The following is a 20,769-nucleotide window of genomic DNA, read 5'->3' as shown; positions in this document are numbered from 1 at the left end:
CGGATACGTGTCTCGAAGACGCGGTTGGACTTTCCACGGGCCTTGTTCATGCCATGTTTCAGTGGCGAGGGCAGGCTGGCCAAAGACACCCGATCAGTTCGAACGCACACCCCTTCGGAATCATTTCATGCTGTCACCTCTCGGTTCCATCATCGCGCTTCTCCTTGGCACGGCCTTCCTGTTGACCGGGTCTGGACTGCATGGGCTCCTGCTGCCGTTGCGCGGGCAGATGGAGGGGTTTCCAACGGCCTCCCTGGGTGCACTGGGTGCCGCATGGGCGGCAGGCTTCGTGGCCGGCTGCTTCGTGGCGCCGCGCATTGTGCGCCGGGCGGGCCATGTGCGCGCTTTCGGTGCCTTTGCCGCATCGGGTGCGATCATTGCGCTTCTGACCGGCATGTGGGTGGACCCGGCCGGCTGGGTGATTCTGCGTATTTTCACCGGCTTCACCATGGCCGGCGCTTTCATGGTGATCGAAAGCTGGCTGAACGAGAAATCCACCAATGAGAACCGCGGCACCGTTTTCGGCATCTACATGATGCTGACCTACGCATCGCTGACAGCAGGCCAGATGACAGTGGCCTTCGGCGATGTTTCCAACACGATCCTGTTCATGACAACGGGCATTCTGTTCTGTATGGCCCTGATCCCGACCGCCGTTTCCAAGGCCGTGAGCCCCGAGCCGCTTACGCAGGCTTCGCTTGATCTGAAAGGATTATACGTGAACTCGCCAGTCGCCTTTCTCGGCTGCGTACTTGTGGGCATTGCAAATGGCGCCTGGGGCACGCTGGGCGCCGTGTATGGCGGCCAGATCGGGATTTCGACACTGCAGATCGCAACGATGATGAGTATTGCCGTTCTTGCAGGGGCCGCTCTGCAGCTTCCCGCGGGCCGGCTCTCCGACCGGATGGACCGGCGTTTCGTCATCTCCGGCGCCGCATTCGGCTCCGGTCTCGTCGGCCTCCTGATACTCCTGACAGCACCGCGCGACGGAACATATGTGATCGCCATGACAGGGGTTTATGGTGCCTTCGCCTATACGCTCTATTCGATCATCGTCGCCCATGCGAACGACCATGCATCGCCCGAAGATTTCGTGAAAGTGGCAAGCGGGCTGCTCTTCCTCTATGGCTTCGGCACCATGATCGGACCACTGATCGGTGGCGTGTTGATGGAAATCATGCCGCCGGAGAGCCTGTTCCTGATCACCGCGCTGGCCCATTTCGGGCTGGGTGCCTACGCATTGCTGCGCATCTCGCAGCGTGCCCCGGTTCCGGTCGACGAGCGCGAAGCCTTTAAAACGCTCCCGGCGGAGCGGGCGGTTACGCCACAGGCAGCGGTTCTGGATCCGCGCAGCGATACCGACGAATCTCTGACCGAAACTGTCGAATAAGTTTCATGAAACCCGTCTATGGGTGGTGTGTCGTAACCCGCCTCAGGCGATGAAACGATAAGGCCCCCGCACCCGGACAAACACCGAGGCGGAGGCCAGAGGCCCTGTGCGGCCAACACGTCTTGAAACGATCTCCCAGACACCCAGGCGAGCCTTTAGGCATCCTGGTTCGTGTTCTTGGCGTATGACGAAATCTGTTTGGTCGATTTCGCTTCGCAAAGTGCTCCTGGGGCATGGGATCGAAAAGCGGAAACCGGCTTTCGGTTGTCCCGATGCTCTCCAGATAAGCTAGATCGTCTTTTGCGCGTCCGAATGGACGCACCGCGACCTAGTGGCGGGTAACCGCCGACTTGAGCTTTTCCATCTCGTCCTTGATGGCCAGCTTGCGCCGCTTGAGTTGAGCAACATCGAGTTCGTCAACAGAGGGGTGTAGCTTGGCATCGTCGATTTCGCGCTCCAGCTCACCATGTTTACGCTTCAACTCTGCAAGATGGGATTCAAGAGACATGATTGGGATCTCCTTTGCTTCCTCGAGAATTCGCCAGCCGATGCCCGCCCGCAGGAACTGGCGATCAGGACAGTGTGCCACCACAAATGTGGCTTGTCGAACACAGTCTGGTAGCATTTCCTGAAACATTGAAATGTGATATAAGCGCCTCCGCTGCCGGGACTGTCCCGACGGCGTCGCTGGGTTGTGGACTCGTCCCGCGGGTTACAGCCGGGGTTTCGCGCATGTGGGTCAGCTGACTGTGGTGACATCTGAACAGGAACAGGCGGAGATTCGTCTCGAATTCGCCCGCCTCAAACAGGATCACGCGGATTTCGATGCCGCAATCAACGCCATGATCGCCACGGGGTGCGATCCGCTCCGTATCCAGCGCATGAAAAAGAAGAAGCTGGCCCTGAAGGACAGGCTCCAGGAATTGGAAGACAACATCATCCCGGACATCATCGCCTGATTTTTCCAGGTTCTTAAGGGCTTGCCGCCGCGCAAGCTTGCGATGACGGCCGGTTTTGACTACAGCCTCATTTTTGATTGCGAGGGGATTTGATGGCTGAGCGGTCCGCCCGAGTGGCGATTATCATGGGAAGCCAGTCCGACTGGGCAACGATGCGCCATGCCGCAGACACGCTCGACCAGCTCGGTGTCGAGTATGAGGCGCGTATTGTCTCTGCGCATCGCACACCCGAACGTCTTTATGACTTCGCCAGAAACGCCCGCGACGAGGGATTTCAGACGATCATTGCGGGTGCGGGCGGTGCCGCCCACCTGCCTGGCATGACCGCCGCAATGACACCGCTCCCCGTATTCGGCGTCCCGGTGGAATCCAAGGCGCTTTCCGGGCAGGATTCGCTTCTCTCCATCGTTCAGATGCCAGCAGGCGTTCCCGTGGGTACGCTCGCCATCGGCCGCGCCGGCGCGATCAACGCAGCGCTCCTTTCTGCTGCGGTGCTGGCGCTTCAGGATGATAGCCTGGCCGACCGCCTCGATGCATGGCGCGCAGAACAGACGGCGCAGGTCGCCGACTATCCGGTCGACTGAACATGACCGCTCCTCTTCCCCAAGGTGCGACCATCGGCATTCTCGGTGGCGGCCAGCTTGGCCGCATGCTGGCAATGGCCGCTGCCAGGCTGGGTTACCGCACCGTGGTGCTGGACCCCGCCGGGGACAGCCCCGCAGCGCAGGTCGCAAGCGGCTTCATCCACGCCGCTTACGATGACACGCCTGCTCTGAAGAAGCTTCTCCAGCAGTGCGACGTCATAACCTACGAGTTTGAGAATGTGCCGGTCGCAACGGCCCTGTCCCTTTCGGAGGAAATGTCTGTCTTCCCCCCTCCGGAAGCGCTGGAGGCCGCGCAGGACAGGCTCGCCGAGAAGATATTCCTGAACACAGCGGGGATATCCACAGCGCCGTTCCTGTCTGTGGACAACGACGACGATCTCGCGCGCGGACTGGAGCGTTTTTCAGGTGGCGTCCTCAAGACACGCCGCATGGGCTATGACGGCAAGGGGCAACGTGTTTTTCGCAGTGCCGATGCCGGCGCTCATGAAGGCGTCTTTTCCGAGATGGGTGGTGTTCCACTCATACTCGAGGCCCTGGTTCCGTTTCGGCGGGAAATTTCCGTTATCGCGGCGCGCGCGGCTGACGGCAGCACCGCCATATACGACCCGGCCGAGAACGAGCACAGGGATGGCATCCTGCATCGCTCGACCGTGCCCGCCCATGTCGACGCTGGAACCCTCGCCGCGGCGAAGCAGGCGGCCATCGATATCCTCGGTTCACTGCACTATGTGGGCGTGCTTGGCGTGGAGTTCTTCGTGCTCGACAACGGCAAGGTCCTGGTCAACGAGATTGCGCCCCGCGTGCACAATTCCGGACACTGGACCGAGGCGGCCTGCACGGTCTGCCAGTTCGAACAGCACATCCGCGCTGTCGCCGGCCTTCCGCTTGGTGACACGGGCCGGCACTCGGACTGCGTGATGGAAAATCTGATCGGCGATGAGGTTCTGCGCGCGCCCGAATTGCTGAAAGAACCCGATCTGATGCTCCACCTCTACGGCAAGACCGAAATCAGGCCCGGCCGCAAGATGGGACACTTCACCCGTCTCATACGCAGCTGAGATCGCCTTCCTTGCAGTCGGCCAGCTCTTCGAGCTGCCGCGTACGCGCCTCCGTGAGTTCTTGAAGGCACTGGGCGCGGATCATGGGTTCAATGGAGCCGCCGCGTACCGCCAGCGTCGCAAGATCGCACTGGGCGTCACGAAAGCGGATCCATGCCCGCTGAGCGTCTCGCAGCAGCGTGCGTGCATCTTCATTGTCTGAATAACGCTTCCTGACGGCGCCATACTGCGCGTTGAGTGCCTTGTCGGCTGCCTCATAGTCCCGGCCTGCGCACTGCGTCATGTCGAGCTGCGTCTGCGGATCGTCGCAATCGGGCTCCTGGGCCAAGGCTCCAGCCATGGAAGCCGAAACCGCAATCGCCAGGATCGCGATCGAGTAGAGATGGCTGCGAAATGACATGTGAAACTCCTTTAACCTGCACCAGTGATACAGAACTGATTTTCCGAACAGCGGGAATCGCCTGATTCATACTGCCGGACCCCGCCGAAAGGTTGACACGGACAAGCATCCTCGTCTATGAGCCCATCGACTTGTGGCGCGCCATGGATGCGCGCCTTCTCATTTCGGGCCGCAAGGCCAACCACGGACAAGAACGATGAAGATCAAGAACTCGCTCAAGGCGCTGAAGACCCGTCACCGGGAAAACCGCATGGTCCGTCGCAAGGGCCGCATCTACATCATCAACAAGTCCAACCCGCGCTTCAAGGCACGGCAGGGCTGACGCGCCGGTCTCGGCGGTCTTCACGCGAAATTCAGTTTCCCTTTCACCATGCCGCGCCTATCATTGCGGCATGGTACGATTCATGATCGCAATTCTCGCTGCCGTTCTCATGGGCCTGCCAACGGCACAGGCGGCTGAGGGTGGCAAGCCTGCATCCGGTGTGGAATCACCGGTGCCCGACAGGCAGGCGCGCCTCGACGCACTCTTCACCGATCTCAAGAAAGAAACCAACGAACGGGCCGCCCGCCGCATAGCGCTGCGGATAGGCGAGACCTGGAACGATTCGGGCAGCGACACGGCCAACCTCCTCGTCGGCTGGGCGAATGATGCGATCAAGGCGGAAAAACTCTCCGTCGCGCTCGACTTTCTCGATCAGGTCACCATGCTCTTCCCCGATTACGCCGAAGGGTGGAATCGCCGCGCCACGGTGCATTTCATGATGAGCGACTATGCCCGCTCGATGGCGGACATATCGCGCACGCTGGAGCTTGAGCCGCGCCATTTCGGCGCGCTGGCGGGGATGGCCCGCATCCTGCAGGCCACCGGCCGTCAGGAACAGGCGCTTACCGCCTATGAACAGGTTCTGAACATCTATCCAATGCTGCGCAGCGCGCAGAACGCCGTATCCGAGATATCCGACAAGCTGGACGGCCAGGGCATCTGAGCGGCGTCAGCCATGCGCACGGACGTGGCGGAAACCGACCGGCGAACCCATTCCGCCGGTCGTTTGAACCTCTGCGCAGGGTCAGATACCGCCCAGACCGTCCGAGCCGATGTAAGCGATGCGCAGCATGTTGGTCGCGCCAGGCGTGCCAAGCGGCACACCGGCGGTGACGATGACGCGGTTGCCCGGCTTGGCAAAACCCTCTTCATAGGCAATGCGGCAGGCCCGGTTGACCATGTCGTCCAGATCGGCGGCGTCCTCCGTGACCACGCAGTGCGTGCCCCAGACGAGCGACAGGCGCCGTGCGGTCTCCACCACCGGCGAAAGAGCGATAATCGGTACCTGCGGCCGCTCACGGGCCGCACGCAGCCCCGTGGTGCCGGACGAGGTGTAGGAAATGATCGCCGAGAGATTGAGCGTCTCTGCGATCTGCCGTGCCGCCATGGAAATCGCGTCGGCGCCGGTCGGCTCCGGCTCGGTCCGCTGGCCGCTGATAATGGTCGGATAGGTGGGATCCTGCTCCACCTTGGTGGCGATTGAGTTCATTGTCGCAACCGCCTCGACCGGATAGTCGCCGGCCGCAGATTCCGCCGACAGCATCACCGCGTCGGCCCCCTCGAAAACGGCGGTCGCAACGTCGGACACTTCCGCACGGGTCGGCACAGGCGCGGAGATCATCGATTCCAGCATCTGCGTGGCCACGACGACCGGTTTGCCGGCGCGGCGGCAGGCGCGGGTGATCTGCTTCTGAATGCCCGGAACGGCCTCGAGCGGCATTTCCACGCCAAGATCGCCGCGCGCCACCATGAGCGCATCGGAAAGTTCGATGATCTCGGCAAGGCGCTTCACCGCCTGCGGCTTCTCGATCTTGGCCAGAAGCGCAGCCCGTCCGCGCGCCACCTTGCGCACCTCGGCCAGGTCTTCGGGCCTCTGGATGAAGGAAAGCGCGATCCAGTCGACATCGGACGACAGCACCGCATCGAGATCCTTGCGGTCCTTGTCGGTGAGCGCGCCCATGGGAAGATCGGTGTCGGGCAGGCTGACGCCCTTGCGGTCAGAAATCTTGTTGCCGGCCACCACCTCGCAGGTAATCGCCTTGCCGTTGTTCTTGAGCGCCTTGAGCTGCAGCCGTCCATCGTCGATCAGCAAACGATGCCCCGGCTCCACGGATTTCAGAATCTCGGGATGCGGCAGGTGGACCCGCTTGTCGTTGCCCGGCTCGGGATTGTTGTCGAGCGTGAAGGTCTGGCCGATGGAAAGCTCGACGCTCTTCTCGGCAAAGGTGCCCACGCGCAGTTTCGGCCCCTGCAGGTCAGCAAGGATGCCAATGGGATGACCAACCTTTTTCTCAACCGCCCGAATGCGTCCCACCAGGGTGCGCATCAGCTCGTGGCTGGCATGGCTCATATTGATGCGGAACACGTCGGCGCCGGCCTCGAAGAGGCGCTGGATGCTCTCTTCTTCCGAGGAGGCGGGCCCGAGCGTGGCGAGAATCTTGACCTTGCGATTGCGCCTCATTGGGAGGCATCCGAATTCGTCAGTGTGTTGTTTTCGGCCGGCCCGTCAGTCAAATCCACCATCCAGTTTTCCTGCTCGCGCGTGTCATATTCCTGGAAGCCGGCACGCTGGAAGCCCCGCGCAAAACAATCATTGGTACCGGCAATCTTGAACTCGGTCAGTGCGACGCACATCTGCACCTTCCCCTCCCAGCGGCCGCCACTCGCAGCGTCCTCTGCGTAGAGGTAGTAATAGCGTGATTCCAGCGGCCCCTCGATCAGAGTCTTGCAGCTCGACTTCTCGATCCGCCACCATCCCTCGCTCACCCAGCCCGAAGCGGTGCGGTATCCGATGGCGACACCAACGAGGTTTTGTGTGGAATTGCAGACGCGGAAATCAGCAAGCGCAGGCGTGGGCGCAAGAACTGCGCCTCCCAATCCGGTCGCGGCAGCAAGCAGAAAGGCCCCCCGGCGTTTCGCGTGTGACGCCCGTCGAAGCATTTTTGAGAACCTTGAATTCGACCTGAGCATATTTTCCTTTTCGGCAATGTCCGGGCCCCTGTCAACGCGCCATCGCCCGCCAGCGCGTGTTTTCCATCACAGCCTTGCAGAACAGCGCGCATCATGAAAGGACGAGATTACGCCGTGATAGGCGCACATTTATGACCGCACCAGTTTTCCCGGGACCTGCCTGATGAACGCCCTCACCTTCACATCACCGTTTGAATTGATTCCCGGTGATCCCGCCAGGGGGCTGGTCCTGGTTGCCGACCACGCAAAGCGGGCGCTGCCTGAAACATACGGCGCGCTAGGTCTGCCGGCATCAGAGTTTGAACGTCATATTGCCTACGACATCGGCGTGGAGGCGGTGACCCGCGCCCTCTCCGCAAGGCTTGGCGTACCTGCGGTTCTGGGCGGCTTCTCAAGACTGCTCATCGATCCCAACCGCGGCATCGACGACCCGACCCTGATCAGACAGCTCTACGACGGAACGATCATTCCCGGAAACTACCCTCTGCCCCCGGAGGAGCGGCAAAACCGGATTGAACGCTTTTATCAACCCTTCCACCACGCCGTGGCCGAGGCGGTGGATGGAGTGCGGCAAACAACCGGTGGCGCACCATTGATCATCGCCATCCACTCCTTCACGCCGTCGCTGCTCGGCCGCAAACGGCCCTGGGAGGTGGGTGTGCTTTGGGACATCGACAACCGGGCGGCCGGCCCGCTGATTGCAGCGCTGAGAGCCGATGGCGATCTCACGGTGGGCGACAACGAACCCTATGACGGCGCCTATCCTGGCGATACCATGCATCAGCACGCCACGACGCGAGGCTTTCCCTATGCGCTCATCGAAATTCGCCAGGATTTGATTGCCGGCCAAGACGGTGCAATCGCCTGGGCAGAAAGGCTGGCCCCGATGCTTGAAGCCATCAATACGCGGCCCGATATCCATCAGGTGAAGCACTTTGGGTCTCGAACGGATCATATGTGAGGGAGAAGGCATGACAACGCTGAGTGAGGAAAAAAAGCGCGACCTGGAAGCCGCCGCTTTTCGCCGTTTGATCGATCACCTGCGCGCCCGGACAGATGTCCAGAACATCGACATGATGAACCTGGCCGGCTTTTGCCGCAATTGCCTGTCCAACTGGTACAGGGACGCCGCCGAAGCTGAAGGGATCGCGCTTTCCAAGGAGGAGTCGCGTGAGATCGTCTACGGTATGCCCTATGCGGAATGGCGCGAGAAATATCAGACCGAGGCAAGTGCGGAACAGAAAGCGGCTTTCGAGGCCAATCGTCCGGAAGAAAGCTGACCAACCGTCAACCTGGCAAGCAAGAGCTTCGCCCAGATCAGCAAATCCCTTGACCGATGGGGCTCTCTGGGGCATCGAACCTGCCACGCCTCAACGCCCGACTCGCGGGCTTTCAGAACAATCGACCGGAGTTTCGCATGGCCGACGACATCACGACCGAGACCGCCGACACAGTGGCCGCTGGCCAGCTTCGCGCCTTCATTGAGCGTGTAGAGCGACTTGAGGAAGACAAGAAGACCATTTCGGAGGACATCAAGGAAGTCTACGCCGAAATGAAAGCCAACGGCTTCGATACCAAGGCCGTGCGCACAATCGTGCGCCTGCGCAAGAAGGACCAGGCCGAACGCCAGGAAGAAGAAGCCATGATCGACCTCTACAAAGCCGCACTCGGAATGGAGTGAACCCGGCGGAAAACCGGATAAAGAAAAGGGCGGCCCGAAGCCGCCCTTTGCAATTAATGGCCTGTGTTCCTATTCGATGTCGAAGGAGACGCCCTGCGCGAGCGGCAGCTCCTTTGAGTAGTTCACCGTATTTGTCGCACGGCGCATGTAAGCCTTCCAGGCGTCGGAGCCCGATTCGCGGCCACCGCCGGTTTCCTTTTCGCCACCGAACGCACCGCCGATCTCAGCGCCGGATGTGCCAATGTTGACATTGGCGATGCCACAGTCTGAACCACGTGCGCTGAGAAATTCCTCGGCCTCACGCATATCGGTGGTGAACACGCAGGATGAAAGCCCTGCCCCCACGGCGTTGTGAAGTTCAAGCGCCTCGTCGAAATCGCTGTACTTCATCACGTAGAGGATCGGAGCAAAAGTCTCTTCAAGAACGACACCCGCCTGTTCCGGCATTTCGACCAGAGCCGGATGGGCGTAGTAGGCATCGGCATCACCGCTGTCGAAACGCCCGCCGCCAACGACCTTGCCGCCGAGCTTCTTCGCCTCTTCAAGCGCTTTCTGCATATTGTCGAATGCACCCTTGTCGATCAGGGGGCCAACCAGCGCATCGGTCGTGAGCGGGCTGCCGACGGACACCGATTCATAAGCCTTTCGCAGACGCGGCAGGAGCGCGTCGTAGACGGATTCGTGCACGAAGAGGCGGCGCAGTGTGGTGCAGCGCTGCCCGGCGGTGCCCATGGCACCAAAGGCAATGGCACGCAGCGCCATGTCGAGATCTGCCGAAGGGCAGACAACGCCGGCATTGTTGCCACCAAGCTCCAGCAGCGCGCGGGCAAAGCGCTTTGCCAGGCGCGGACCGACTTCGCGGCCCATCCGCGTGGAACCGGTGGCCGAAACCAGCGGCACCTTCGGATGATCGACCATCACTTCCCCCACGGCGCGATCGCCAATGAGGACGGTGAGAAGATCTGCCGGCGCGTCATCTCCAAAGCGCTTGACTGCCCGTTTGAAGATGGCCTCGCAGGCAAGCGCTGTCAGGGGCGTCTTTTCGGACGGTTTCCAGACGACGCTGTCGCCGCAAACGAAAGCAAGAGCGGCATTCCACGACCACACCGCCACCGGGAAATTAAAGGCGGAGATGACGCCAACGACGCCGAGCGGATGCCAGGTCTCCATCATGCGATGTCCGGGGCGCTCGGTGGCAATGGTCAAGCCATAGAGCTGCCGTGAGAGGCCGACCGCGAAATCGCAAATGTCGATCATCTCCTGGACCTCGCCGAGGCCCTCCGAGCGAATCTTGCCGACCTCGATCGACACCAGACGGCCCAGGTCGTCCTTTGACGCGCGCAGTTCCTCACCAAGAAGCCGCACCAACTCGCCGCGCCGCGGCGCGGGCACATTGCGCCATGTCTTGAAAGCCTCTTGGGCGCGCTCGATGGCAGCACCGGTCTCGTTTGCCGAGATGGAGGAGACTGCGGCGATTTCCTCGCCGGTGACCGGCGTGCGCACCGAGAGGTCGCCACCGGTAAAAGCCTTCTCGTCAACGCCGAGGCGGTTCAAAAGCTCGCGTGTTTCATTCTTGACGTTCATGGGTGCTTCGCTCCCTGGATAATCTTTTTGCGAAACGCGGACAAATGCCGCGCGGCCAGACCGGCCCCTGCCCGGAATGTAGGGAGGGCCGCTAAGGATGGGAAATGGAAAATCGGACTGTATTCATGATGTAGGGTCATGCAAACCAGCCTGACCGGTGGCAAGGCAACACAAGGACCACCACGCTAGACCTGCGCGAGAATCCATGAAACGAAGGCGTCCGCCAGTGGGTTTTCGACACCCAGCGGCCGAACGATGAAATAGCTGTTCTGCGTCTTGAGGGCTGTGTCCCCCACCTGAACCAGAAGGCCGGAGCGCAACTCTTCTTCAATGAGGTAGGCAGGCACAAGCCCGGCCCCAAGCCCCGCAGCCGCACCGGCGATGACCATGGTGAACTGATCAAACTGCTTGCCAGGGAGCGCTGGAACGTCCTGCAGCCCGGCCTCATGCATCCAGTCACCCCAGGCTCCCGGTCTGCTCTGGAGATGAAGAAGCGGTGCGTCGAGAAGGCCTTCCGGGCCACGAACTCCGTTCATCTCCATGAATTGCGGCGAGGCAACCGCGATCATCTCCTCATCGCAGAACTTGGTTAGCTGCGCATCTGGCCAGTTGTCACGCCCGAAATGAATGGCCACGTCGAAGCGCTCGTGAGCCAGATCGAAGGGATTGATGCGTGCAGTCAGATTGATCCCGATGCCCGGATGCGCCTTCTCGAATCCCGGCAGTCGCGGGATGAGCCATCGACTGGCAAAGGTAGGCAGGCTCGCCACATTGAGCGTTGCCCCCGACATCCCGGCGGCGATGGCCCGATGCAGGGTCTGGGTGATGCGACTGAGATCGTCCTCAAGGGCATCGGCGAGATTTTTGCCAGCCGGTGTCAGGACCACGCGCCGCCCCACACGCCGGAACAGGCTGAAGCCGAGCGCAGTTTCCATGTCGCGAATGTGGCGGCTGACAGCGCTCTGTGTCAGATTGAGCTCCTCCGCAGCCAGGGTGAAGCTCTGATGCCGCGCGGCGGATGCGAAGCTGCGCAGAACGGAGAAGGAAGGCAGAAAGCGCCGCGCAAACCTGTCCACCATCGTAGAATAAAGCTCCCCTATGCGATCTGCCGCCGACTTGAATGCTTTTGACACTTATAGCCGCGCAGAGACCGAATTCACACATCCGGCCTGAAATTGATGGATTTGCGGCGATCAGGCTTGAGCGAGGATGCTGCGGGCGCTCTCCTCGTCCGTGATGAAGACTGTCGGCTCAACGAGTTTCATGGCGCCGATAAGCGCTTCGATCTTGTCATCACCACCGGAAGTCAGGATGCGCATCGGCGCCCGGCGCAGACGATCGACATCAACGGACATCACACGATCGTTGATCGGATGGTCCACGAGTTGCCCATCAATATCGTAGAAGTGATAGAGAATGTCACCGACCGCGCCCTTTTCCTCGAGAGCAGCACGCACTGCCTCGGTCAGATAGCCTCCGCGATAAAAAGTGGTGGCGGACGCTAAGCCACCCACCGAGACAATAACGGCGTCCAGCGTATCGGCAAGTGCGAGGATTTCATGCAGACCGCAACGCTCGACCAGAGCCGTTTTCGTTTCGACGCTGTCGACCACGGCAGGTGCGGGAATGAGATAGCCATCGCCCTGGAAGGCGCGCGCAAACCGCCATGCGAACTCGGCGGGATTAAAACGCCGGGCAACGCCCACGCCACCGAGAAGCGAGATCACCTTGAAATCTGCCAGCGGTCGCGCTCGAATGAAGGGCAGAGAACCGAAAAGCGTGCGCCCCCAGCCGACACCTACCGACATGCCGGCCGCCATCACATCTGATACGAAACTGCCGGTGGCCGCACTGATTGCGGGAATGGGGTCTGCGTTGGGGTCAGAAAGCGGCGCGACAACTGCACGCTCCAGCCCGAAGCGATCCTCCAGCGCGCGCTCGATGCGGGTTATCTCCGCAAGGTCGCCTTCGATGGTGATCTTCACTTCGTTGCGGGCGCGCGCATCGGCAAGCATCCGCACCACGCTGACCCGGCCTATACCGAGGATCTCTGCGATTTCGTTCTGCGTCTTCTGCTCGACGAAATACATCCATGCGGCACGCACGCGCAATCGATCCGTCTTGCTGGTCACGCCTCCCCTGCCCGGCACAATCGCGATCTCCCCGGAACTGGTCGTACCGGCGGGCTGCCCAGCGGACTGTTTGCGCGCCTTCGCCTTGCTCATATGGTCTTCCTGCATTTTTCCCCCGGGGCGGATACAAGCATCTGGCTTGATTTCCGGAAAGACCAAAACAATGATGTCGCCATCGGGTCAATGCCCGGTAGCAGAAAACTGATTACCCAGGGATACTACTTTATGCTCCGTGACGCCTCGCAAGACATGGCGATTCATCTCAAGGACCGCTTGCGGGACATACGAGACTTCCTGCGTTCTCACAGGTATGAGCGGCAGGCGACAACCGCCGCAGGCAAGCACTTCAGCGACATGGAGAAACTCCTGGGGCGTGCCGCGAGCATGGTAGACGACACACTGACGCTGGCCGAAACCGCATCCCGGACCGTACTTCCAGGTGCGCAGAAACACGAACTGGTCCTATGGCCGCTCGGCGATTATTTCAGTGATCCAAACGCTGGTGAACACGCTTTCAGGCGCCACATGTATCGTGCAGCAAAAATCCTGGCGGCCACCCTCGAGTCTGCCGGGCCCCCAGTGATTCGCGAAACCGGGTTCACCGCGGCCCATGAGGCGCTACGTCAACGGCAGGGCCACATGGTTCTGGCTCTGAAGAATGCCACCGAACACGAAGCGAAGCGTGCACTGATCGCTGGCATGCTTGCACATCTCGTTCAGGACATTTGCCGCAGCGCTTTGAGCGATCCGGCAGCGTCGCCTTCCACACAGGATGCGAAAGCAGGCATACTTGTCTTTGCACCGGCGCTCCTCGCCTCGGCGCTGATCGGGTTCGACGAGAGTCTGCCCGCTTCGGATCTGCTTGACATCGCCACGATGGCCATTTCAGCGCGCCGGGATCGGATGGCCCGCAGCCTCGCGGCGGACCAACCGATCGCCGACCTGACGGCGGTCTTTGAAAGCCTGCTCACCCATCTTCCATAGACGGTGTGATCAGGCCGTTGTCTCAAGAAGCTCCGAGAGCTGTTTCTTGGTTGCCTGGATGGACGCGGGGCTCATGCTGAGCTCCGTCAGCCCCATGCGGATGAATTCCGGTATGAGATCGGGGCGCGCGGCGGCCTCGCCACACATGCCGATTTCGATACCCGCTTCCACCGCAGCCTTTGCCGCCTGCTCCACCGCCGCCATCACGGCCGGATGAGCGGCGTCGTTAAGATTGGCGACCGAGGGATTGAGGCGATCCGCAGCCATCACATACTGGGTCAGGTCGTTGGTGCCGATCGAAAAGAACGAAACCTCCTTTGCCAGTGCTGCTGCACCGAAAACGGCAGCGGGCGTCTCGATCATGACCCCCAGCGGGAATTCGCCGCAGGCGACCCCCTCGGCTTTCAGCTCGGCTGCACATTCATCGATGAGGGCGCGCGTGCGGCGCACTTCCTCAACATCCGAGACCATCGGCAGCATCACTCGCAGATTGCCATGAACGGCAGCGCGCAGAAGCGCCCGCAGCTGCACCTTGAAGATATCCGGCCGATCAAGGCACATGCGAATGCCGCGCCAGCCGAGGAAGGGGTTCTCTTCTTCCGGAAACTCCACGCCGGAGATCGGCTTGTCACCGCCAATATCGAGCGTGCGCACGATAACCGGATGGTCCGGAAAGGCACGGGCGAGTTCCGCATAGGTTTCCGCCTGCATGTCCTCAGAAGGAAGGTGCATATGGCGCATGAAAAGAAGCTCGGTGCGGAACAGGCCAACGCCCATCGCGCCGGCCTCCTGGGCGGCTTCGACCTCTTCCAGCGAACCGAGATTGGCGGCAACCTGGATGACCGTTCCATCCGCCCGACGCGGCACCACATCCTTGTAAGCTTTGAGAGCTTCCTTTTCACGCGCGGCAGCCCCGATCATCTCGGCAAAACGGGCACGGGTCTCCGCATCCGGCTCGACAACAACCTGCCCCGTATGGCCGTCGATGGCTGCTTCCTTGGCTTCACGCAACTGGTTGACGGCCTCACCAAGGCCAAGCACCGCCGGAATGCCGTGGGTGCGGGCGATGATCGCCACATGCGAGGTAGCGCCGCCATGTCCACACACCACACCGCCAAGGCGCTTGAGTGGCGCGCGCGCCAGATCCCAGGCACCGATGTCCTCGGCAACCAGAATTGCACCGTCTGGGATGTCATCAAGGCGGGCATCTTCTTGCCCGAGAAGCGTCAGACATATCTGCCGCGCAATGGACTCCATGTCCTCGGCACGAGCCGCCATATAGGCATCGTCCAGCTTGCGAAACTCATCTGCCAGGTTTGAGGAGGCGGCGATAACGGCGGACACGGCATCGAGTCCACCGTCTATGGCAGCGAGGGTCTCATCGCGCAGCGCATCGTCGGAGGCAATGTCACGCAGGGCCGCGACAATTCCGCGGTCGCTTTCCTGCATGCCATCGGATGCAAGCGAGCGGTCGAGCTTCTCCTGAAGCCGCACAATGGCGTCTTCGAAGCGCTTCTTCTCCGGAGCGATCTCATCGGCCGAAAGCGTCTTGTTGGCTGGAACGATCTGCTGCGGGAAATGCGCAAAGACCGGACCGAGGCCGAGGCCGGCGCTAGCGGCAACACCATGGATGCCTCCGTCCGCCACGGGTGTTGATGCCTCTGCGTCAACTTTCTTCGGGGCAGGTTCCTTCTGCGGCGGGACCGGCTGCGTCGCGCTCTCGCCGGCACCTTCCTCGACGCCCGAAAGCGGGTTTTCCAGATAGGCAATGAGTGCATCGACGGCTTCAATCGCATCGGCACCGTCGGCACGAATGGAGACTTCGTCATTCTCCTTCACGCCGAGCAGCATCAGCTTGACCGAACTCTTGGCACTGACGGCCTTCTCTCCCTTGACGATCTCCACGTCGCTCTCGAACCCCTTGGCGAGGCGCACGAAGCGGGTTGCGGGTCGGGCGTGCAGGCCGTCCTGCACTCGGACAATGGTCGAGCGTTCCATACCGGTCTCGTGTCTCTGTCTTCGATTTCGCGACGGCGTCAGGCGCCGATGGTGATCACGGCATCCGTCTTCAGCGCCGCGACAAGCCTGTCCGGCTGTACTACGGACGCGCAGATCTCGCCAGGGCGCTCCACGGCGGTCGCGCCGTTGAAATTCACCACGACATGCCCGATCTCGCGCACCTTGTTCCAGGCAGCTTCGCCTATTGCGGTGATTTCGGCCGAGACGGCCTCACCCACGGAAACACGCGTCCCGGGCACCGGCGCATCGGCAGAGGGCCCGTCCTGAACCGCATGAAGAACGGAAACCTCGGCAAGTTCCTCCGGCGCACCATCAGCAAACAGAATCAGGACACCACCCTCAGCCAGATCCGCGACTTCCGGACCCACCGCAGTTATGCGCGTTTTGAGAAACACCGACATACAAGAAAACTCCATGCAAACTAGAGCATCGGACCGAAAAGTGAAATTCGGTTTTCGGGCTATTCCGATGCTCCATCAATAGTTTAGATCGTCCTTTGTGCGTCCGGATGGACGCACGGCGATCTGGTAATCCGGAGGCGGCGGCCACCCCAAGGCAGCCGCCGGCTCCGATGGTTAGAGCACCACGAGGCTCACAGCCCAGGCGAGAGCCACGGAAACCGGGCCCATGATCTGACGGCTGATAAGCACCGCCGGAACACCGATCTCGATCGTCTTGGGCTTGGCTTCGCCGAGCGCGAGGCCCACGGGCACGAAATCACAGCCCACCTGCGTGTTGTAGGCAAACAGGGCCGGCAGCGCCATGGCGGGCGAAATCGTGCCATTGGCAATCTGCGGGCCGATGATCGCCACGCCGATCACCTGCGCAATCACCGCGCCCGGCCCGAGAATGGGAGACAGGAACGGCAGGCCGCAGATGGCCGAGATGATGAGCAGACCGATAATGTTGTTTGCCAGCGGACCCATGGGCTGAGCGAGAACATCGCCGATACCCGTATAGAGGATCAGGCCGATCAGCATGGTCACGAAGGCCATGAAGGGCAATACGTTGCGGACCACCTGGTCGATGGTGCGGCGGCCGGCGTTGAAGAAAATGCCGACAACGCGCCCCATGACGCGACCGACGCTGCTGATGAGCCCCACAAGCCCACCCTCACTGGAGGGTGCTGGCGCAGCGGCAGAAGCCTGCTCCGCGGCGTCGCCGGCACTGGCGGCACCACCGGCAACCGTTGCCGCCTCGCTCCCGTCAGCCATCTCGATGCTCTCCGGTGTGACACCGGACACATAGATGTCCTCGGTGATGAACTGGGCGAGCGGACCCGCCTGGCCGACTGGGGTCAGGTTGACGGTCGGAATGCGCTTGCGCGGATAAACGCCGCAGCGCGCGGTACCGCCGCAGTCGACCACGACCACAGCCATCTCGCTTTCGATCGGCGGGCTCTTGAAGCCGTCGACCGCTTCGGCGCCGGTCATGTCCGCAATGCGCTGCGCCACCGGATGAATGCCGCCACCCGTGACGGATACCACCTTGTTGCGCTGCGCCGTCGGTTCGATCACCAGAGGGCCGCCCCAGCCGGAGGAGCCCTTCGAAATCTTTACTGCTTTATAAGTTTTCGCCATGTCCTGCCCCTCCCCTAGAGCTCAACGCCCTGGCGGCGCGCCATGATGGCGGTGATCTTCTCGGTCAGCATGCCCTTGAGCAGGATGACAACGAGGCCGACAAGCGCATACCAGATCGCCACGGTGATGTGATAACCACCGGGGACAACGCCCTGGCTCTCAAGCTCGAGCAGCGCGACGAGGATACCGCCCCAGACGAAATACTCGCCCGGATTGATATGCGGGAACAGGCCGAGCGGCGGGTGCACGTAAGACACCGCAGCGTCATAGAACGCAGGCTTGTGCTTTTCTTCCAGGAACGAGCCGAAGGTGTATGCCATCGGGTTGGTGAGGAAGAAGACCGCAAGAACCGGAAGAACCGTGTAGCGCGTGAGCGCGATGCGCCCGGCACTCTGGGCAAGGCCATGCACGCGCTTCTCGCCCACCAGTTCGGTGATGGCATAGAAGGCCGTCATGAGCACGACCAGCGTCGGGATGATGCCGGTGACGAAGCCGGCGAAAACTTCGCCGCCTTTCTGGAAGATGCCGATGAAATATTTGCCGGCGGCCGTGAGCCAGCCAAGCTGCTCTTCCTGGGCAACCGAATCCAGCTTCTGCCGGAACTCTTCGACCGAAATGTCGCTGCCCGCCTGCGCAAGCACGACAAGATCGTTGGCTGCCGCCTTGGCGGCCAGCTTGCCGGTAAGCGCGGCATCGCCCGCCACCGTCCCGGCCATGTGCAGCCCCTGCATGGCCGTGTCGGCATGCTGGGCCATTAGTGAAATGACAGACATAGTCCTCCCTCTCTCTTCGGCTCACCTCGTTGCCTGAGCCCCGGTGAGCGTGCAATCCCGTATGTCATGCTTTTGCCGCGGCCAGAGATTCCCGAAGCGGCGGTTCGTCCCCCGCTCGCGTACGGTCTATCTGCGCCACTGCCTGGCTGATTGCTGCAGTAAGGCCGGGCTTGTCTTCACCGAAGATCGCCGGCTCGGCCCGCAGCGCATCGAGAGTCATGCCCTCGAATTCCTCATGTCGTTTGAACTTTGCAAAAACCGATCGCCCGCTCATCGTCAGAACGCGGCGGACAGAAAGATCCGGCGCGACAACGACAATGGCAATCGCCCCGCGCTTCAGAAAGCGGCCGTGAAAAGCGCCCGTTCCCACAAAGCCGTCCGTATATTTCTGCGTGATGCCCTTGAAGACATCGGAATAGTGTCGCATCTGCAGCCAGACGCCGTAGGACTGCAAAGCCCATACGACCGCGAGGAGCAGAAGCCCCCATTGCCATATTGCCATCAGGCCGTTCCTCCCGAAACGCTCATCCCAAGCGCACGCACTGCATACTCACTAATCCTGAACTAAGAACATTTGTTTTTTAGAATGTCAAATTGTATATTCTCTTCCGCCAGGAGCGTGGGCTTATTTGGTTGGAACCCGCCCACTGCGTGTTATTGTCCGGGCGAAGGAGTTCACCGTTGGACCTCGATTTCAAAAACGAACTGGCCGTGATGCCCGATCTGCGCCATCGGCTACGTCAGCTGCGCTGGTTTCGTGCAACCTTTCGCGGCAATGCGAAAGCGGTGACGCAGCACTACGGCGTTGAGTTCGTGTTGAGCGAGGAGAAGCTGACACGCGTCTTTCTCGACTGGGTGGAAATGGTGGATGCGCAAAAAGCCTATGCCCGGCTCGATCGCGGCGATTTCATCATCTACGCCGCCGGGCTGGCGCTGAAGGAGATGATCCGCCACGCCCCCGTCTCCATTGCCCAGGGAAGCGCTGTTTCAAGCGCAGCCGACAATGCCGACATCGTGACCTTCTGGCCTGAGGGCTTCCTTTATACAAACTACTGCGTCTGCGCGATTGCTGCCATCTTCGAGCAGGAGTTTGGCCAGACGCCACGGCTCAACCGCTGCGCCGACGACCTGCGCACCTGGTGGTCCTACCGCGAAAACACACGCGAAATGCCTGCCTCCGCAGTTGCGTTTCTTGATCGGTTTTTCGGTGCGGAACCCAACTGGGTTGCGCCTGATCTGATCGAGGGACGGCTGGCCATGCGTACGGCGATGGAAGCGAAGCGCAAGAGCATCGAGGCCCCCTCGATCTTTCCCGATCCCGCGACGTGAAAGAGCGTCTGCCGGAACCCGTCCACACATCAGTTTCATGCCAATTTCGGAGTTTCCATGAGCAAGCCCCTGATCATATTCGATTGCGATGGCGTCCTCGTCGACAGCGAGCCGCTTGCCGCAATCGCCTATGAGCGTGTCTACAACAAGCACGGCCTCGCGCTGACCCGTGATGTGGTCGGCCAGTGCATCGGCATGAAGCAGGCCGATATCATCGTCCGCATTGAGGAACTCACGGGGCACGCTTTTCCCGCCCACGCCGAAGGAGACATCTGGCTGGAGACCAGGGCGCTTCTTGAGGAAGAGCTGGAGCCGACACGCGGCATTCTCCCGTTCCTGCGCAATCTTGAAACCGCACGCTGTGTCGCCTCGTCATCTTCGATGGAAAGGATCGCGCTAAGCCTTGATGTGGCCGGTATTGCGGAATTCTTCGCAGACAATGTCTTCAGCACGTCGATGGTGAAGAACGGCAAGCCGGCCCCGGACATCTTCCTGTTCGCAGCCGAAAAGCTCGGCGGCGAGCCCACCGCCTCCGTGGTCATCGAGGATTCGCCATTCGGTGTGCAGGGTGCGGTTGCAGCCGGCATGACCGCGATCGGCTTCACTGGCGGCAGCCACACCTTTGACGGTCATGCGGAGAAACTACGGGCCGCCGGAGCCCACGCCACATGCGCAAGCTGGAGCGAGGTGGAGTCCGAGCTCACCCGGCGCGGCTTCATCCGCGAAACCGTAGCGGACCTTTAGAGTATTTTGCAGTCAGGTGGAATCACCTGACGTCCGCATAAATGCGGAAAAACAGATAGATAGAGCGGAGTGGCGTTTCCGTGAAACGGTGATCCGCTCTAAAGAAAAAGGCGCTGCCCGTGATGATCCAGGCAGCGCCAAGTTACGCGGTCAAAGTTCCAGGGTTACCCCCGGTTGCCCACCCCAATAGCGGCCTGTCTTTTCGTCATAACGACAAGCCGCTCCCCCTCTGCTTCCCCGGCAACGAGCCCCTCAGCAAACCGGGGACGCAAATCAAACCAGCATCGCCATCGGATTTTCGATGACCTTCTTGAAGGCGGCGAGGAGTTCGGCGCCAAGCGCGCCGTCCACCGCTCGGTGGTCGGTCGAAAGCGTCACCGACATCACCGTTGCCACCTTCACCTCGCCATCCTTCACCACGGCCCGCTGCTCGCCCGCGCCAACCGCGAGGATCGTCGCATGCGGCGGGTTGATGACGGCGGCGAAGTCCTTGATGCCGAACATGCCGAGATTGGAAA

Annotated in this window: 25 protein-coding genes; 12 read left to right on the top strand and 13 right to left on the bottom strand. The window is 61.1% G+C overall.

Features of this window, described 5'->3' with window-relative positions:
• Positions 1 to 127 precede the first annotated feature (127 nt).
• Complete coding sequence (locus tag AC07E3_RS03175) at positions 128 to 1,390, top strand: MFS transporter (protein ID WP_336069795.1); 1,263 nt, start codon at positions 128 to 130, stop codon at positions 1,388 to 1,390.
• A 328-nt stretch (positions 1,391 to 1,718) separates the two neighbouring features.
• On the opposite strand, the gene AC07E3_RS03170 is transcribed toward AC07E3_RS03175, so the two are convergent.
• On the bottom strand, positions 1,719 to 1,898 hold the full coding sequence (locus tag AC07E3_RS03170; RefSeq protein ID WP_007008288.1) for a YdcH family protein: 180 nt from the start codon (positions 1,896 to 1,898) through the stop codon (positions 1,719 to 1,721).
• 241 nt (positions 1,899 to 2,139) lie between these two features.
• On the opposite strand from AC07E3_RS03170, the gene AC07E3_RS03165 reads away from it, so the two are divergent.
• The 3 genes from AC07E3_RS03165 to AC07E3_RS03155 all read left to right on the top strand — a co-directional run bounded on the left by AC07E3_RS03165 (position 2,140) and on the right by AC07E3_RS03155 (position 4,012).
• A complete protein-coding gene (locus tag AC07E3_RS03165) occupies positions 2,140 to 2,349 on the top strand; it encodes a YdcH family protein (protein ID WP_171900098.1) in 210 nt (69 codons plus the stop codon).
• Between the two features lie 92 nt (positions 2,350 to 2,441).
• Positions 2,442 to 2,933: a 5-(carboxyamino)imidazole ribonucleotide mutase gene (gene purE, locus AC07E3_RS03160; RefSeq protein WP_478360280.1), complete on the top strand. Its 492-nt coding sequence runs from the start codon at positions 2,442 to 2,444 to the stop codon at positions 2,931 to 2,933.
• A 2-nt stretch (positions 2,934 to 2,935) separates the two neighbouring features.
• The gene (locus tag AC07E3_RS03155; protein WP_336069791.1) at positions 2,936 to 4,012 is read left to right on the top strand and encodes a 5-(carboxyamino)imidazole ribonucleotide synthase; all 1,077 of its coding nucleotides are present in this window, start codon (positions 2,936 to 2,938) and stop codon (positions 4,010 to 4,012) included.
• On the opposite strand, the gene AC07E3_RS03150 is transcribed toward AC07E3_RS03155, so the two are convergent.
• Positions 3,999 to 4,412 (bottom strand): lysozyme inhibitor LprI family protein, encoded by a 414-nt coding sequence (locus AC07E3_RS03150; RefSeq protein WP_478360279.1) that lies wholly within the window; start codon positions 4,410 to 4,412, stop codon positions 3,999 to 4,001. The two genes, AC07E3_RS03155 and AC07E3_RS03150, sit on opposite strands and share 14 nt — an antisense overlap.
• Positions 4,413 to 4,608: 196 nt before the next feature.
• Between AC07E3_RS03150 and ykgO the strand changes: the two genes are divergently transcribed.
• Both ykgO and AC07E3_RS03140 read left to right on the top strand, forming a co-directional pair.
• A complete protein-coding gene (gene ykgO, locus AC07E3_RS03145; RefSeq protein WP_007008283.1) occupies positions 4,609 to 4,734 on the top strand; it encodes a type B 50S ribosomal protein L36 in 126 nt (41 codons plus the stop codon).
• A gap of 82 nt (positions 4,735 to 4,816) precedes the next feature.
• The gene (locus AC07E3_RS03140) at positions 4,817 to 5,398 is read left to right on the top strand and encodes a tetratricopeptide repeat protein (protein WP_418793045.1); all 582 of its coding nucleotides are present in this window, start codon (positions 4,817 to 4,819) and stop codon (positions 5,396 to 5,398) included.
• Between the two features lie 81 nt (positions 5,399 to 5,479).
• On the opposite strand, the gene pyk is transcribed toward AC07E3_RS03140, so the two are convergent.
• Both pyk and AC07E3_RS03130 read right to left on the bottom strand, forming a co-directional pair.
• Complete coding sequence (gene pyk, locus AC07E3_RS03135) at positions 5,480 to 6,916, bottom strand: pyruvate kinase (protein WP_478360278.1); 1,437 nt, start codon at positions 6,914 to 6,916, stop codon at positions 5,480 to 5,482.
• On the bottom strand, positions 6,913 to 7,395 hold the full coding sequence (locus AC07E3_RS03130; protein WP_336069782.1) for a DUF1036 domain-containing protein: 483 nt from the start codon (positions 7,393 to 7,395) through the stop codon (positions 6,913 to 6,915). The genes pyk and AC07E3_RS03130 overlap by 4 nt, the downstream gene beginning before the upstream one ends.
• Before the next feature lie 193 nt (positions 7,396 to 7,588).
• On the opposite strand from AC07E3_RS03130, the gene AC07E3_RS03125 reads away from it, so the two are divergent.
• The 3 genes from AC07E3_RS03125 to AC07E3_RS03115 all read left to right on the top strand — a co-directional run bounded on the left by AC07E3_RS03125 (position 7,589) and on the right by AC07E3_RS03115 (position 9,106).
• Positions 7,589 to 8,386, top strand: coding sequence for an N-formylglutamate amidohydrolase (locus AC07E3_RS03125; protein WP_292898089.1), 798 nt, complete (start codon positions 7,589 to 7,591; stop codon positions 8,384 to 8,386).
• Between the two features lie 10 nt (positions 8,387 to 8,396).
• On the top strand, positions 8,397 to 8,705 hold the full coding sequence (locus AC07E3_RS03120; protein WP_404934214.1) for a DUF1244 domain-containing protein: 309 nt from the start codon (positions 8,397 to 8,399) through the stop codon (positions 8,703 to 8,705).
• A 137-nt stretch (positions 8,706 to 8,842) separates the two neighbouring features.
• Positions 8,843 to 9,106, top strand: a complete 264-nt coding sequence (locus tag AC07E3_RS03115; RefSeq protein WP_229449591.1) for a DUF2312 domain-containing protein — start codon at positions 8,843 to 8,845, stop codon at positions 9,104 to 9,106.
• A gap of 69 nt (positions 9,107 to 9,175) precedes the next feature.
• Here the strand turns inward: AC07E3_RS03115 and amaB are convergent, their stop codons facing one another.
• From amaB to AC07E3_RS03100, 3 genes are all read right to left on the bottom strand, one after another.
• On the bottom strand, positions 9,176 to 10,690 hold the full coding sequence (gene amaB / locus AC07E3_RS03110) for an L-piperidine-6-carboxylate dehydrogenase (RefSeq protein WP_478360277.1): 1,515 nt from the start codon (positions 10,688 to 10,690) through the stop codon (positions 9,176 to 9,178).
• A 185-nt stretch (positions 10,691 to 10,875) separates the two neighbouring features.
• Entirely contained in the window at positions 10,876 to 11,769 is an 894-nt protein-coding gene (locus AC07E3_RS03105; RefSeq protein ID WP_404934212.1) for a LysR substrate-binding domain-containing protein, read from the bottom strand.
• Between the two features lie 114 nt (positions 11,770 to 11,883).
• Positions 11,884 to 12,915: a sugar-binding transcriptional regulator gene (locus AC07E3_RS03100; protein ID WP_292898093.1), complete on the bottom strand. Its 1,032-nt coding sequence runs from the start codon at positions 12,913 to 12,915 to the stop codon at positions 11,884 to 11,886.
• Between the two features lie 132 nt (positions 12,916 to 13,047).
• Between AC07E3_RS03100 and AC07E3_RS03095 the strand changes: the two genes are divergently transcribed.
• The gene (locus AC07E3_RS03095; RefSeq protein WP_478360276.1) at positions 13,048 to 13,806 is read left to right on the top strand and encodes a hypothetical protein; all 759 of its coding nucleotides are present in this window, start codon (positions 13,048 to 13,050) and stop codon (positions 13,804 to 13,806) included.
• Positions 13,807 to 13,815: 9 nt separating this feature from the next.
• Here AC07E3_RS03095 and ptsP read toward each other — a convergent pair whose 3' ends face one another.
• From ptsP to AC07E3_RS03070, 5 genes are all read right to left on the bottom strand, one after another.
• The gene (ptsP, locus tag AC07E3_RS03090; RefSeq protein WP_478360275.1) at positions 13,816 to 15,804 is read right to left on the bottom strand and encodes a phosphoenolpyruvate--protein phosphotransferase; all 1,989 of its coding nucleotides are present in this window, start codon (positions 15,802 to 15,804) and stop codon (positions 13,816 to 13,818) included.
• Between the two features lie 38 nt (positions 15,805 to 15,842).
• Complete coding sequence (locus AC07E3_RS03085) at positions 15,843 to 16,226, bottom strand: PTS glucitol/sorbitol transporter subunit IIA (protein ID WP_336069761.1); 384 nt, start codon at positions 16,224 to 16,226, stop codon at positions 15,843 to 15,845.
• Between the two features lie 174 nt (positions 16,227 to 16,400).
• Positions 16,401 to 17,405 (bottom strand): PTS glucitol/sorbitol transporter subunit IIB, encoded by a 1,005-nt coding sequence (gene srlE, locus AC07E3_RS03080; RefSeq protein ID WP_478360274.1) that lies wholly within the window; start codon positions 17,403 to 17,405, stop codon positions 16,401 to 16,403.
• Positions 17,406 to 17,419: 14 nt separating this feature from the next.
• Positions 17,420 to 18,160 (bottom strand): PTS glucitol/sorbitol transporter subunit IIC, encoded by a 741-nt coding sequence (gene srlA, locus AC07E3_RS03075; protein ID WP_418793070.1) that lies wholly within the window; start codon positions 18,158 to 18,160, stop codon positions 17,420 to 17,422.
• Between the two features lie 82 nt (positions 18,161 to 18,242).
• Positions 18,243 to 18,680, bottom strand: coding sequence for a transcriptional regulator GutM (locus AC07E3_RS03070; protein WP_336069754.1), 438 nt, complete (start codon positions 18,678 to 18,680; stop codon positions 18,243 to 18,245).
• A gap of 179 nt (positions 18,681 to 18,859) precedes the next feature.
• Between AC07E3_RS03070 and AC07E3_RS03065 the strand changes: the two genes are divergently transcribed.
• Both AC07E3_RS03065 and AC07E3_RS03060 read left to right on the top strand, forming a co-directional pair.
• Positions 18,860 to 19,507, top strand: coding sequence for a hypothetical protein (locus AC07E3_RS03065; RefSeq protein WP_336069751.1), 648 nt, complete (start codon positions 18,860 to 18,862; stop codon positions 19,505 to 19,507).
• Between the two features lie 57 nt (positions 19,508 to 19,564).
• Entirely contained in the window at positions 19,565 to 20,251 is a 687-nt protein-coding gene (locus tag AC07E3_RS03060) for an HAD family hydrolase (protein ID WP_478360273.1), read from the top strand.
• Between the two features lie 273 nt (positions 20,252 to 20,524).
• Here the strand turns inward: AC07E3_RS03060 and AC07E3_RS03055 are convergent.
• On the bottom strand, positions 20,525 to 20,769 hold a 245-nt coding region (locus AC07E3_RS03055; RefSeq protein WP_478360272.1), incomplete at its 5' end, for a 2-oxo acid dehydrogenase subunit E2.

The sequence above is a fragment of the Nitratireductor lacus genome (assembly GCF_056431025.1).
The sequence above is the reverse complement of the archived record's forward strand: the minus strand, read 5'-3'. Positions and strand labels throughout refer to the sequence as shown.

Bases quoted from the DNA above. Each gene is read 5' to 3' on its own strand.
- AC07E3_RS03175 (WP_336069795.1), top strand. From the start codon at position 128: ATGCTGTCACCTCTCGGTTCCATCATCGCGCTTCTCCTTGGCACGGCC.
- AC07E3_RS03170 (WP_007008288.1), bottom strand. From the start codon at position 1,898: ATGTCTCTTGAATCCCATCTTGCAGAGTTGAAGCGTAAACATGGTGAG.
- purE (WP_478360280.1), top strand. From the start codon at position 2,442: ATGGCTGAGCGGTCCGCCCGAGTGGCGATTATCATGGGAAGCCAGTCC.
- AC07E3_RS03155 (WP_336069791.1), top strand. From the start codon at position 2,936: ATGACCGCTCCTCTTCCCCAAGGTGCGACCATCGGCATTCTCGGTGGC.
- AC07E3_RS03150 (WP_478360279.1), bottom strand. From the start codon at position 4,412: ATGTCATTTCGCAGCCATCTCTACTCGATCGCGATCCTGGCGATTGCG.
- ykgO (WP_007008283.1), top strand. From the start codon at position 4,609: ATGAAGATCAAGAACTCGCTCAAGGCGCTGAAGACCCGTCACCGGGAA.
- AC07E3_RS03140 (WP_418793045.1), top strand. From the start codon at position 4,817: ATGATCGCAATTCTCGCTGCCGTTCTCATGGGCCTGCCAACGGCACAG.
- pyk (WP_478360278.1), bottom strand. From the start codon at position 6,916: ATGAGGCGCAATCGCAAGGTCAAGATTCTCGCCACGCTCGGGCCCGCC.
- AC07E3_RS03130 (WP_336069782.1), bottom strand. From the start codon at position 7,395: ATGCTTCGACGGGCGTCACACGCGAAACGCCGGGGGGCCTTTCTGCTT.
- AC07E3_RS03125 (WP_292898089.1), top strand. From the start codon at position 7,589: ATGAACGCCCTCACCTTCACATCACCGTTTGAATTGATTCCCGGTGAT.
- AC07E3_RS03120 (WP_404934214.1), top strand. From the start codon at position 8,397: ATGACAACGCTGAGTGAGGAAAAAAAGCGCGACCTGGAAGCCGCCGCT.
- AC07E3_RS03115 (WP_229449591.1), top strand. From the start codon at position 8,843: ATGGCCGACGACATCACGACCGAGACCGCCGACACAGTGGCCGCTGGC.
- amaB (WP_478360277.1), bottom strand. From the start codon at position 10,690: ATGAACGTCAAGAATGAAACACGCGAGCTTTTGAACCGCCTCGGCGTT.
- AC07E3_RS03105 (WP_404934212.1), bottom strand. From the start codon at position 11,769: ATGGTGGACAGGTTTGCGCGGCGCTTTCTGCCTTCCTTCTCCGTTCTG.
- AC07E3_RS03100 (WP_292898093.1), bottom strand. From the start codon at position 12,915: ATGAGCAAGGCGAAGGCGCGCAAACAGTCCGCTGGGCAGCCCGCCGGT.
- AC07E3_RS03095 (WP_478360276.1), top strand. From the start codon at position 13,048: ATGCTCCGTGACGCCTCGCAAGACATGGCGATTCATCTCAAGGACCGC.
- ptsP (WP_478360275.1), bottom strand. From the start codon at position 15,804: ATGGAACGCTCGACCATTGTCCGAGTGCAGGACGGCCTGCACGCCCGA.
- AC07E3_RS03085 (WP_336069761.1), bottom strand. From the start codon at position 16,226: ATGTCGGTGTTTCTCAAAACGCGCATAACTGCGGTGGGTCCGGAAGTC.
- srlE (WP_478360274.1), bottom strand. From the start codon at position 17,405: ATGGCGAAAACTTATAAAGCAGTAAAGATTTCGAAGGGCTCCTCCGGC.
- srlA (WP_418793070.1), bottom strand. From the start codon at position 18,160: ATGGCCCAGCATGCCGACACGGCCATGCAGGGGCTGCACATGGCCGGG.
- AC07E3_RS03070 (WP_336069754.1), bottom strand. From the start codon at position 18,680: ATGGCAATATGGCAATGGGGGCTTCTGCTCCTCGCGGTCGTATGGGCT.
- AC07E3_RS03060 (WP_478360273.1), top strand. From the start codon at position 19,565: ATGAGCAAGCCCCTGATCATATTCGATTGCGATGGCGTCCTCGTCGAC.